This is a genomic window from Kineococcus siccus (assembly GCF_009906795.1).
GTDB classification, from domain to species: domain Bacteria; phylum Actinomycetota; class Actinomycetes; order Actinomycetales; family Kineococcaceae; genus Kineococcus; species Kineococcus siccus.
In genome coordinates this window covers 1-11887 of the sequence record NZ_JAAALN010000133.1, presented here as the reverse complement: position 1 = coordinate 11887, position 11887 = coordinate 1, and the positions used below count along the sequence as shown (strand labels likewise).

11 protein-coding genes are annotated in these 11887 nt (G+C 72.4%); 6 read left to right on the top strand and 5 right to left on the bottom strand.

Annotated features, from left to right (window positions below):
* Positions 1-43: 43 nt before the first annotated feature.
* From GTR02_RS14555 to GTR02_RS14535, 5 genes are all read left to right on the top strand, one after another.
* A complete protein-coding gene (locus tag GTR02_RS14555) occupies positions 44-1051 on the top strand; it encodes an autoinducer 2 ABC transporter substrate-binding protein (protein WP_166608216.1) in 1008 nt (335 codons plus the stop codon).
* Positions 1051-2556, top strand: coding sequence for a sugar ABC transporter ATP-binding protein (locus GTR02_RS14550; protein WP_166608211.1), 1506 nt, complete (start codon positions 1051-1053; stop codon positions 2554-2556). Before GTR02_RS14555 ends, GTR02_RS14550 begins: the two co-directional genes overlap by 1 nt.
* Positions 2553-3572, top strand: coding sequence for an ABC transporter permease subunit (locus GTR02_RS14545; RefSeq protein ID WP_205709300.1), 1020 nt, complete (start codon positions 2553-2555; stop codon positions 3570-3572). The genes GTR02_RS14550 and GTR02_RS14545 overlap by 4 nt, the downstream gene beginning before the upstream one ends.
* A gap of 10 nt (positions 3573-3582) precedes the next feature.
* Positions 3583-4614 (top strand): ABC transporter permease subunit, encoded by a 1032-nt coding sequence (locus GTR02_RS14540; RefSeq protein WP_205709299.1) that lies wholly within the window; start codon positions 3583-3585, stop codon positions 4612-4614.
* A gap of 186 nt (positions 4615-4800) precedes the next feature.
* On the top strand, positions 4801-5385 hold the full coding sequence (locus tag GTR02_RS14535; protein WP_205709298.1) for a class II aldolase/adducin family protein: 585 nt from the start codon (positions 4801-4803) through the stop codon (positions 5383-5385).
* Positions 5386-5401: 16 nt separating this feature from the next.
* Here the strand turns inward: GTR02_RS14535 and GTR02_RS14530 are convergent, their stop codons facing one another.
* From GTR02_RS14530 to GTR02_RS14510, 5 genes are all read right to left on the bottom strand, one after another.
* Entirely contained in the window at positions 5402-6529 is a 1128-nt protein-coding gene (locus tag GTR02_RS14530; RefSeq protein ID WP_166608210.1) for a Gfo/Idh/MocA family protein, read from the bottom strand.
* Positions 6514-7209 (bottom strand): ThuA domain-containing protein, encoded by a 696-nt coding sequence (locus tag GTR02_RS14525; RefSeq protein WP_166608209.1) that lies wholly within the window; start codon positions 7207-7209, stop codon positions 6514-6516. The genes GTR02_RS14530 and GTR02_RS14525 overlap by 16 nt, the downstream gene beginning before the upstream one ends.
* An 85-nt stretch (positions 7210-7294) precedes the next feature.
* Positions 7295-8200, bottom strand: coding sequence for a carbohydrate ABC transporter permease (locus tag GTR02_RS14520; RefSeq protein ID WP_166608208.1), 906 nt, complete (start codon positions 8198-8200; stop codon positions 7295-7297).
* 1 nt (position 8201) lies between these two features.
* Positions 8202-9110 carry a carbohydrate ABC transporter permease gene (locus GTR02_RS14515; RefSeq protein WP_420814734.1) on the bottom strand — a complete coding sequence of 303 codons (909 nt, stop codon included), beginning with the start codon at positions 9108-9110 and terminating at the stop codon, positions 8202-8204.
* A 5-nt stretch (positions 9111-9115) separates the two neighbouring features.
* Positions 9116-10441, bottom strand: coding sequence for an extracellular solute-binding protein (locus tag GTR02_RS14510; RefSeq protein WP_166608207.1), 1326 nt, complete (start codon positions 10439-10441; stop codon positions 9116-9118).
* Positions 10442-10783: 342 nt separating this feature from the next.
* On the opposite strand from GTR02_RS14510, the gene GTR02_RS14505 reads away from it, so the two are divergent.
* Positions 10784-11821, top strand: coding sequence for a LacI family DNA-binding transcriptional regulator (locus tag GTR02_RS14505; protein WP_205709302.1), 1038 nt, complete (start codon positions 10784-10786; stop codon positions 11819-11821).
* Positions 11822-11887: the final 66 nt, after the last annotated feature.

Sequence of the window (11887 nt, the reverse complement as noted above, 5' to 3'; positions counted from 1 at the left end):
CCCCCGCACCGCGGACGCCCGCGCTCCCCGCCCCCTCGGCGCGATCGCCGCGGTGGGCGCCGTGCTGACCCTGGCCCTGTCCTCGTGCGGTCAGGGCAGCGGCGGGTCCGCGACCGGCGGGGAGTCCTCGGGGGCCGCGAGCGCCCCCGTCGTCGCCTTCGTGCCCAAGCTGCAGGGCGTGCCGTACTTCGAGGCCATGAACGAGGGCGGCATGGCGGCGTGCGCGGAACTCGGCTGCACCTGGAAGTACCAGGGTCCGGTCGAGGCCGACGCGGCCGCGCAGGCGGACATCGTGCGCTCGTTCATCCAGCAGCAGGTCGACGTCCTGTTCGTCGCGCCCAACGACCCGGACTCCATGGCGCCGCTGCTGAAGGAGGCCGCCGACGCGGGCATCGAGGTGGGCACCACCGACACCGACGCCCCCAGCTCGGTGCGCGAGGTGTTCGTCAACCAGGCCACCGCGCAGGGCATCGGCCAGCAGCTCACCGACTCGATGGTCGGGGCCATGGGCGGCAAGGGGAAGTACGCGATCGTGTCCTGCGGCGAGACGGCCGAGAACCTCAACTCCTGGATCGCGGTGCAGGAGGAGTACACGGCGTCGAAGTACCCGGACGTGCAGATCACCGACATCGTGTACGCGGGCGAGGACCAGGCCAAGGCCACCCAGATGGCCACCGACCTGATGAACGCGGACCCGACGCTGACGGGGCTCGTCGGGGAGTGCACCTCGTCGGCTCCCGGTGTGGCGCAGGCCGTCCAGGACGCGGGCAAGACCGGCACGGTGTTCACCGTCGGCCTCGGCACGCCCAAGTCGATGGCGCCCTACCTCGAGGCGGGTTCCTCCAGCGCGAGCATCCTGTGGGACGTCGCGAACCTGGGCTACCTGACGGCGTGGGCGGGGACCAAGCTCGCGGCCGGCGAGGACTTCGAGGCGACCAACGCCGTGTCGGCCGACCTCGGCGAGGTGGCCTACGACTCCGGCGCCAAGATGCTCCTGCTCGGGCCGCCGCTGATCATCACGAAGGACAACGTCGCGGACTTCGACTACTGATGGCGGCGGCGCCACGGCTCGAGGTCACGGGAGTCGCCAAGCGGTTCGGGGCCGTGCGCGCGCTGCGCAACGCCGACCTGGTCGTGCACGCGGGCAGCGTGCACGCCCTGGTCGGGGAGAACGGTGCGGGGAAGTCGACGCTCATCAAGATCCTCTCGGGCGCCGAGACCGCCGACGCCGGCACCACGGCGTTCGACGGCCGGGAGGTGAGCATCGGCTCCACCACCGCGGCCATGGCCCTGGGGGTCGCGACCGTCTACCAGGAGCCGCAGCTGTTCGCCGATCTGACGGTCGCGGAGAACGTGTTCACGGGCCGCGAGCTGACGCGGGCCGGCCGGGTGGACTGGACGGCCCAGAACGCCCGGGTCACCGAGCTCCTCGACCTCATCGGCCTGCCCGCGCGCTACGCCACGGTGGCCGTGGGCACCCTGTCGATCGCCGAGCAGCAGCAGGTCTCCATCGCGAAGGCGCTCGCGGGCGACGCGCGGCTGCTCATCCTCGACGAGCCGTCCGCGATCCTCACCGACACCGAGATCGACGTGCTGTTCGGCGTCGTGCGGCGACTCGCGGCGTCGGGCGTCGCCGTCGTCTACATCTCCCACCGCCTCGACGAGCTGTTCACGATCGCCGACGTCGTCACGGTGATGCGCGACGGCGAGACCATCGGCACCTGGCCGATCGGCGAGCTGTCGGTGCGGCGCATCGCCGAGCTCATGGTGGGCGGCGTGCTGGAGGACGGCCCGCGCGAGCACCGCGTCCCCGAGGGGACCCCGCGCCTGGAGCTGCGCGGCCTGGGCCTCGCGGGCCGGTTCCACGACGTCGACGTCAGCGTCCGGGGCGGCGAGGTCGTCGGGCTGTACGGCCTCGTCGGCTCGGGCGTCGCGGAGATCGCGGCCAGCGTCTACGGCATCACGCCCGCGACGTCGGGGACCCTGCACGTCGACGGCGCCGAGGTCCGCCCCCGCTCCCCGCGGCACGCCAAGGCCCTCGGCATCGGCCTGCTGCCGAGCGACCGCAAGCAGCAGGGGATGTTCTCCTTCCAGACCATCTCCTTCAACATCTCCGCGGGCAACCTCCGGCTGCTGTCGCGGGCCCGCGTGCTCGTCGACCGGCGCCGCGAGCGGGAGGTCGCCCGCCGCATGATCGACCGGCTGTCCGTGAAGACCCCGAACGAGAGGCAACCCGTGTCGGCGATGTCCGGCGGCAACGCGCAGAAGGTCGTGCTGGCCCGCCAGCTCGTCGACCGGCCCGGCGTCCTCGTGCTCGCCGAACCCACCCAGGGCGTGGACGTGGGCGCCAAGGAGGAGATCCACCGCATCATCGCCGAGCTGGCCGACGCGGGGACGGCCGTGCTCGTCGTCACCTCCGACCTGCCCGAGGCCATCCGCATCTCCGACCGCCTGCACGTGGTCCGCGACGGCACCACGACCGCGGAGTTCGGGCCCGGCGCCTCGCAGGTCGACGTGCTCGCGGCCGCCGCCGGCGCGGTCGAGGTCGCACCGTGAGCGCCCCCGCGGTGGACCGGCCCGCGGCCGCGCGCCCCGGCCGGGTCCTGCCGTTCCCCGTCACGGGGCAGGAGGTCGTCCTCATCGCCGTCATCGCCGTGCTGTGGGTGGCGCTGAGCCTCGCGACCCCCGCGTTCGCGACCGAGGGGTCCGTCGTCCCGCTGCTCGTGGCCATGACGCCGATCGCGCTCATCGGCATCGGCATGACCGTCGTCATCGTCACGGGCGGGATCGACGTCTCGGTGGGCAGCACCGTCATGGTCTGCGCGGTCGTCATCGCGAAGGCGATGGTGGGCAGCGGGATCCCGCTGGTCGCGGCCGTCGCGCTCGGCATGGGCGTCGGCGCGCTGCTCGGCCTCCTCAACGGCGCGCTGATCGCGTTCGGCCGCGTGCAGGCCATCATCATCACCTTCGGCACGCTGAACCTGTTCCGCTTCGCGGGGCTGCAGGTGTTCGGCTCGGCCACCGTCGAGGGGATCCCGCCGACGCTGGCGCCGTTCGGGCGCGGCGACGAGGGCCGCACGCTGGGCGTCCCGCACAGCTTCCTGCTGCTGCTCGTGGTGGCGGCCGTGGCCTGGTACTACCTGCGGCACACCGCGGGCGGCCGGCACTTCTTCGCCATCGGCGGCGACCCCACCGCGGCCCGGCTCGCCGGCATCTCGGTGCGGACGCGGATCGTGCTCGGGTACGTGCTGACCGGGCTGCTGGCCGGCGTCGCCGCGTGCTTCGTCATCGCCCAGGGCACCTCGAGCCTCGCGGCCTCGGTGGGCTCGGGGCTCGAGCTGTCGGTCATCGCGGCCGTCGTCATCGGCGGGACCTCCATCACCGGGGGGCGGGGTTCCGTCCTCGGCACGCTCCTCGGGGCGCTGCTCGTGCAGACCGTCCGGACCGGGGTGACGCAGCTCGGCTGGCCCTCGCAGCTCTCGGACCTGTTCGTCGGCGCGTTCATCGTCGTGGCCGTCGGCGCCGACCTGCTGCGGCAGCGCCGGCGCCCCACTCCGAAGGGGACGACATGAGGGGGACGACGTGACCGCCCGCGCCCTGCGCCTGGTCCTGACCCAGCGCACCGCCCTGCTGGTCGTGCTGCTGGTCGCCGTCGTCGTCACGATGACGACGCTGTCGGGCAACAACTACCTGAGCGCCCCGTACAGCGCCTCGTACATGGCCTCGACCCTCATCAACGCGGTGCCGCTGGCCATGCTGGCGCTCGCGGAACTCCTCGTCATCACCTCCGGGCGCGGCGGGATCGACCTGTCGGTCGGCGCCATCGTCTCGCTGACCGGCATGGTGTTCGGGTTCGCGTACGGGCAGTGGGGCTGGCCGCTGGCGCCCGCCGTCCTGCTCGCCCTGCTGCTCGGCGCGGCGTGCGGCGCCCTGAACGGGTTCCTCGTGGCCCACCTGGGGTTCCCGGCGCTCATCGCGACGCTCGCGACCTACTACGCGTTCCGGTCGCTCGCGCTCGTGGTCAACGACCAGCGGCCGATCAACTCCGCTCCCGTGCAGGAGCTGTACTCCACCGCCACGGCCGTGACCCTGCCCCTGGTGGGGGACGCGCTGCCGCGGGTCCCGCTCGGCATCTTCACGTTCCTGGTGCCGACCGCGCTGGTGGTGTGGTTCGTGCTGGCGCGCACCACCGCGGGCCGCCGGCTGTACGCCATCGGCACCAACGACGTCGCCGCCCGGTGGTCGGGCATCGACGTGCGGCGCACCCGGTGGTCCGCCTACGTCGCCGCCGGCGCGATCTCGGGACTCGTCGCGGTGGTGACGGTCGCGCAGTTCGCCTCCGCCCGGCCCGACGCCGGGACGTCCGGCAACGGCATGGCGCTGCCCGCCATCACCATCGCCATCCTCGGCGGGGTCGCCATCACGGGCGGCGTCGGGCGCGTCGCGGGCGTCGTGCTCGCCACGCTGCTCGTCGTGTGGCTGAACGCCGGCATCCTCCTGGCCGTCCCCGGCAACGACGGCACCCAGTTCCAGCTGTTCGCGCTGGGGGTCGTCCTCGTCGTCGCGGCCCTGCTCAACGCGCTGACCCAGCGGCGCTACGGGGGGACGCAGTGACGGCCACCTGGGACCCGGGCCTCGTCAGCGCCGAGCTGCTCGCGCTGACGCGGTCGCTGGGCGACCCGGCCCGCGACCTCGTCGTCCTCGCCGAGGGCAACACCTCGCAGCGGCTGCCGGGCGGCCGCCTCGTCGTGAAGGCCACCGGGGCCGCGATGGCCACGGCGACGGCGGAGGAACTTCGTGATGGTCGACGCCGACGCGCTGCTCGACCTCGTGCGGGACCCCGCCAGCACGCAGGACGACCTGAGCGCCGCCCTGGACGCCGGGGTCCACGACGGCCGGTCGCGGCGGGCGTCGATCGAGACGGTCGTGCACGCGGCGACGCGCGCGCCCTTCGTCGGGCACACCCACCCCACCGCCGTCGTGGCGCTGCTCGCCAGCGTGCACGCCGCGACGGCGTGGGAGGACCACGTCTACTCCGACGAGGCCGTCGTGGTCGGCCGCTCGGCGTTCCTGCCCTACGCGTCCCCGGGCCTCGACCTGGGCCGCGCCCACCTGGCCCTCACCGAGCGCGAGCGCGCCGAGCACGGCGAGGTCCCCGCCCTCGTGCTGCTCGGCAACCACGGCATCGTCGTGGGCGGGCCGACGCCCGCGGCCGTCGAGGCCGTCACGACCATGACGGTGAAGGGCGCCCGCGTCCGCGCGGGCGCCTACGCGGCCGGTGGGCTCGCGCCGCTGCCGCGCGCGTCGATGGCCGCGTTCTTCGCGCGGGCGGACATCGCGGCGCGGCAGCGCGAGCTCGGCACCGCCCGGGGGGCCGGGCGCTGACCCGGCCGCCGGCGCCTCAGGCGGTCAGGTCCACCGGGGCCGTGACGGCCTCGGGGCGCTCGCAGCTCGTCGTGAGCGTCACCGACGTGTGCTCGTCGGCGGCGCGCTGGACGGACTCCATGACGTCGAGGACGTGCAGCGCGACCTCGTCGCCGGCCCGGTGCGGGCGGCCCTCGGCCAGCGCGATCGCGAGGTCCGCGAGGCCCCAGCCGCGACCCGAGTCCACGTAGCCCGCGCGGACGCCCACGTCGACCCAGTTGTCGTCCTCGCCGCCCGGGCCGGGGGGCGGGGCGGTCGCCGCGGAGTACAGCTCCACGGTCCCCTCGAACATGTTCGGGTCGGGGATCGAGAGGGAGCCGCCGGTGCCGTGGACCTCGATGCGCGGCAGCCGCGCGGCCCACGTGTCGAAGCTCATCACGAGGGTGCTCAGCGCCCCCGAGGCGTGCTCGAGGATGCCGGTGGTGTGCGAGTCGGTGGTCACCTCGAACGACTCCCCCGCCCGGGGTCCGCTGCCGATCGTGCGCCGGTCGCGGGGGCGGGAGGACGCGCCGACGACGCGCGTGACGGGCCCGAGCAGGTGCACGAGGGACGTCAGGTAGTACGGGCCCATGTCCAGCAGCGGGCCGCCGCCCGGCTGGTAGTAGAAGTCGGGGTTCGGGTGCCAGCGCTCGTGGCCGGGCGTCGTCATGAACGCCGTGGCGGAGTGCGGCGTGCCGATCTCCCCCGCGTCCACGACCGCCCGCGCGGTCTGGATCCCCGTGCCCAGCACGGTGTCCGGGGCGCAGCCGACCCGCAGGCCCGCCGCGGCGGCGGCCTTCGTGACCTCGCGCCCCTCGGCCACCGACATCGCCAGCGGCTTCTCGCCGTAGACGTGCTTGCCGGCGGCCAGCGCCGCCAGCGCCACGTCGGCGTGCGACGACGGCAGCGTCAGGTTCAGGACGACGTCGACGTCCGGCGACGCCAGCAGCTCCGGCAGCGTCAGCACGCGGGCGCCCTCGTGCTGCCCGGCCAGCGCCTCGGCGCGCGCGGCGTCGAGGTCCGAGACCGCCGTGATGCGCAGCTGCGGCAGCTTCAGCAGCGCCGCGCTGTACTGGCGCGAGATGACCCCGGCGCCGACGACGCCGACCCTCAGCGGGCTGCCCACAGCAGACCCCTCTCGATGATTATCCGGACGTTCTCGTCGCGCAGCACCGTCAGGTCGTGGCCCGGGGTGGCCACGAAGACGCGGCCCCGGCCCCACTGGCGCGTCCAGACGGCCGGGGACGTCACGGGCCGGTTCCACGGGTCCCAGGCGCGGACGGCCTGCGTCGTGGTGGCCAGGACGTCGACGTAGTCGTCGGTCAGCACCCAGTACTGCTCGGTGACGAGGTCGAAGTCCTCGATGCCCTGGGTGATCGGGTGCGCCTTCGCGGCGGGGAGCATCTCGACGCGGTAGGGCACGTAGTTGTCGGACTGCTCGCCCGTCCGCTCCTCGGGCGCCTTGCCGGGGTGGCAGGCGAACTGGCCCCCCACGAGGTGCAGGTAGTCGGAGCTGCTGCGGTAGGAGTCCGCGATGCCGCCGTGCCAGCCGGCCAGCCCGGTCCCGGCCTCGACGGCGGCCGTGAGGCCCTCGAGCTGCTCCTTCTCGATCGTGTTCATCGTGTTGCACTGCACCACGAGGTCGACGTCGGCCATGGTCGCCGCGTCCGCGTACACGGCGGGCGACTCCTCGACCTGGACGTCGAAGCCGTTCTCGCGCAGGTGCGGGAGGAACAGCTCCGTCGCCTCGACCGGGTGGTGGCCGTCCCAGCCTCCGCGGACGACAAGAGCGCGCCGTTGACTCACGAGTGGGTGTTCCCTTCGGTTCTGCTCGGGTGGTGAGCAGGTGGGGCAGGTGGTGGGGTCGTACCGGTGCGGCGGGAGCGCCGGGTCACTTGCTGAAGCCGGCCGTGAGGCCGGACAGGAGCTGGCGGCGGCCCACGATGTAGAGCACGAGGATCGGCACCGTCGTCAGCAGCACCGACGCCAGCACGGCCGGGATGTTGACGCTGTACTGGCCCTGGAAGCTGAACAGGGCCAGGGGCAGGACGCGCAGGTCGGGGCTCTGCGTCAGGACCAGCGGCAGCAGGAAGGCGTTCCACACCTGCAGCGCCTGGTAGATCGACACCGTGACGATCGCGGGCCGCGTCAGCGGGAAGGCGAGGCGCCACATGGTGCCCCACTCGCTGCTGCCGTCCAGCCGCATGGACTCGAACAGCTCGTTCGGGACGTCGCGGATGAAGTTGCCGAGGATCAGCACGGTCAGCGGCAGGGCGAACGCGATGGACGGCAGGATCAGCGCCAGCAGGCTGTCGTACATCTGCAGCCGGATGACGATGAGGAACACCGGGATGATCGTCGCCTGCAGCGGGATCGCCAGCCCCATGAGGAAGACGCCGTTGACGGCCCTGAGGAAGCGCCCGCCGCCGCGGATGATCGCGAAGGCCGCCATGAAGGAGAACAGCACCGCCGGGACGACCGCACCCACGGTGACGATCACCGAGTTCGCGAAGTACCGGACGAAGCCGGACTCGATGACGAGGCGGTAGTTGTCCAGCGTCGGGGCGGTGGGCGGGGCCATCGCGTTGCCGGAGAAGTACCCCGACGCGCTCTTGAAGCTGGTGATCACGATCCAGTAGATCGGGACGATGATGATGGCCAGCCACAGCCACCCGAAGGCGCCGCCGAGGTAGTTCGGCCGGCCCGTCGAGGTCGTGGCCGACCGGTCGCCGGAGGACCGGCTCGCGCGGCGCCCGGCCGCCGTGGTGGGTCGTTCGGTCGTGGTCGAACCGGCCATCTCAGGCCCCTTCCAGCTGGCTGCTCGCGCCGCCGCGGCCGCCCAGGCGCTGCAGCAGCAGCGCCAGGGCGAGCCCGATGAGGACGAGGATGGTGGCGATGACGCTCGCGGGGCCCATGAGGCTGCCGCGGAAGCCGCGCAGGTACATGTCCAGGGCCAGGACGCGGGTCGCGTCGCTCGGCCCACCGCCCGTGAGCACGAAGATGAGGTCGAAGAAGGTCAGCGAGCCGACGATCATCAGCGTCGAGGAGGTGATGATGGTGTTCTTCAGCTGCGGCAGGGTCATGAAGAAGAACTGCTTGACCCGGCCGGCGCCGTCGATCTCCGCGGCCTCGTACATCGACTTGGGGATCTGCCGCACGCCACCCTGGTAGATGAGCGAGTGGAAGGGGATGAACTGCCAGGAGACGATGAAGATGACGACGCCCATGGCCAGGGCGGGACGGCCGAGCCAGTTCTGCGAAAGGAACGGCAGACCGAGGCCGGCCCCGAGACCGAAGTTCGGGTCCAGCAGCGCCTTGTAGGCGATGGCGATGGCGGCCGAGCTGAGCAGGAGGGGCAGGAAGTACAGGACGGCCAGGACGGCGCGGTACTTCTGGTGCCCCGCGATGAAGACGCCCAGCAGGATGCTGAGCGGGGTCTGCACCGCCCAGGACAGGAACATCACCAGGAAGGTGACGCCCAGGGCGTGGGGCAGTCCGGGGTCGGTGAGCACGGACGCCCAGTTCGCGAACCCGGCCGGGGTGATGGCCCCGATGCCGTCCCAGTTCGTGAAGCTGAGCACCACGACGCCGACGAGGGGGATGATCCCGAACCCGACGAACATCACGAGCGCGGGCAGCACCAGCCAGGCGAGGGACCCTGTGCTGCGCCCCGTCCTGGACGGGGTGATGACCGTGCCCACCGACACCGCGCTCACTTGCCGATGACCGCGTTCATGTTGGTCGCGAACTGCTCCGGGGTGATCCCCAGGCCGAACAGCTGCTCGATGTTGTTGAGCAGCTCCTCCGCCGCGGTCGGGCTCAGGGCCTGGTCCCACGACTGCGCGAAGTTGGCGGCGTTCGCGGAGGTGTCGTACACGAACTTCAGCCACTCGGCGTCGTCGGAGGCCGCCAGCTTGGAGTCGATGCCGTTGACGATCGGCACGGAGCCCGACGCGATCCAGGCCTCGTTCTCCTTGTCGGTGAGCAGGCCGGTCTTGAAGTAGTTCTTCGCGATGGTCTTCTGCTCCTCGGTCGCCTTCGAGGAGATCGCGAGGTAGGACGAGGGGTTGCCGACGGTGTTGCTCGGGTCGCCCTTGCCACCCGCCACCGACGGGAAGTTCATGTAGCCGAGGTCGCCCTTGGAGACGAAGTCGCCGCCGTCGGCCTTCATGCTGCCGTACGTCCAGGCGCCGTGCAGCATCATGGCGGCCTTGCCGGTGTACAGCAGCGCCTGGTCCGCGTTGGAGTCGGCGGTGATCGACTGGAAGCCGTTGATGAAGCCGTTGGCCTTGACCAGGTCCTGGATCATCGTGAGCGCCTGCAGGGACGCGGGGTTGGACCACGCGTCCGCCTCGCCGTTGAAGACGGCGTCGAAGACCTCGGGGCCGCCCACGCGGTCGAACATGAACTCGAGCCACATCATGTTCGTCCAGCGCGACTGCCCGCCGAGGGAGAACGGCGCGATGCCCGCGGCGTTGAACTTCGGGACGAGCGCCAGGATCTCCTCCCACGTCGTGGGCTCCTCGACACCGACCTGCGCGAAGACGGCCTTGTTGGTGAAGAGGACGATCGGGGAGACCGTCTCGCACGGCATCGCGTAGATCTTGTCGCCCACCGAACCGGCCGGGAAGGCCGTGGCGAACAGCTTGTCCTTGATGTCCGGGTTCTCGGCGAACCAGCTGGTCAGGTCCTCGACCTGGCCGGCGTCGGCGTAGGTCTTCAGCCCGCCGCCGCCCCACGTCCAGATGATCGTCGGGGCCTGGTTGGCGCCGATCGCCGTCTTGATCTTGGTCTTGTAGGCGTCGTTCTGGAACAGCGTCACCGCGAGCTTGCCGTCGGGGTTGGCCTCGTTGAAGGCGTCGACGGCGTCCTGGCGGATGGTCTCCTGCGGTGCCCCGCTGAGGTACCAGACGGTGGCCTCGCCCGCCTTCGCGGCCCCGGGGCCCGAGGACCCGCACGAGGCGAGGGCCGTGGCCGCGACGGGCGTCGCCGCCGCCAGGGCGAGGAAGGACCGACGGGAGGTGTGCTGGGAATCCACTGCGATCTCCGATGCGCCGAGCCGCGTCGTCGCGGCTGCTCCGTAGGGGCGGCTGGGGGCCGCACCGAGGGTCCCGAGGGACCCGAGTGCTCCGACAGGTGTCGAAAGAGTTTCGACGCCTGCGTCGTTGAACGACGATAGGTCCGGCACCGACGGGGGTCAAGCGACTCGACCGGATCGGCGAAGTCGCGCTCCCGGTGCAGGTCACGGTCACGTCACGCGGTCTCGGTCCGGTGTCGAAAGTTTTCGAGGACTTGTGTCCGCAACCGCTCCTGAACCGCCCCTGGGCGCCCTATCCTCGACACGTCGCCCGACGGTGGTGCGGCTGAGGAGGACGACGTGCTGGAACCATCCACCCGGGCCGGGCGGCCGACCCTGGCGACGATCGCGGCCTCCGCCGGCGTGTCGGTCGCGACGGTGTCGAAGGTCGTCAACGGCCGCGAGGACGTCTCCGCCCAGACCCGCGCCACCGTGCAGGCCCTGCTGAGCCGCCACGACTACGCACCCCCCTCGGCGCGCCGGCCGACCCCGGCGGCACCGACCGTGGAGTTCCTCATCGACGGTGAGTTCAGCGCGTACGGGCTGCAGGTCATCGAGGGCGTCGTCACGGCCGGCGTGCAGCTCGGCCTGTCGGTCGTCGTCGGCCAGCTGCACCCCGAGGGGGCGCCGAGCGGCTCGACGGCCCCTCGCGCCTGGGCGCGCCGGCTGGCCACGGCCGGGCGCACGGGCGTCATCGTCGTGACGGGTGAGCTCACGGCCGCCCACGTGAGCGCGCTGACCCGCGTCGACCTGCCCCTGGTCGTGATCGACCCGCTGAACCTGCCCCGCACCGAGGTCACCAGCGTGGGATCGACGAACTTCGCGGGCGGGCTCACGTCCACGCAGCACCTGCTGGGCCTCGGTCACCGCCGGATCGCCTTCGTGGGCGGCCCGCCCGCGTCGTCGTGCAACCAGGCCCGTCTGCACGGCTACCGCGCGGCGATGGAGACCGCGGGGCAGCCCGTGCCCCCGGAGTTCGTCCTCAACGAGGCCTTCAACTACGACGCGGGGTTCCGGGCGGGTTCGGCGCTGCTGTCGCTGCCGTCGCGCCCCACGGCCGTGGTCGGGGGCTCCGACTCGATCGCCCTGGGCGTCATGGAGGCCGCGCGCGTGCGCGGGCTGCGCATCCCCGAGGACGTGAGCGTGGTGGGCTTCGACGACACCGAGCTGGCGCAGATGTCCACGCCGCGGCTCACGACGATCCGGCAGCCGCTGCGCGAGATGGGGGCGGTCGCGGTCCGCACGCTCGTGCGGATGGCCGCGGGCGAGGCGCTGGAGTCCCACCACGTGGAGCTCGCCACCGAGCTCGTCGTGCGCGGCACCACCGCCGCGCTGACCTGACGCCGAAGTGGCCGCGAGGCCCGGAGGGCGCGGGGGCCGCAGGGGCCAGGGGCCAGGGGCCAGGGG

Excerpts from the sequence above, each read along its gene's own strand:
- GTR02_RS14550 (WP_166608211.1), top strand. The coding sequence starts at position 1,051 with ATGGCGGCGGCGCCACGGCTCGAGGTCACGGGAGTCGCCAAGCGGTTC.
- GTR02_RS14535 (WP_205709298.1), top strand. The coding sequence starts at position 4,801 with ATGGTCGACGCCGACGCGCTGCTCGACCTCGTGCGGGACCCCGCCAGC.
- GTR02_RS14520 (WP_166608208.1), bottom strand. The coding sequence starts at position 8,200 with ATGGCCGGTTCGACCACGACCGAACGACCCACCACGGCGGCCGGGCGC.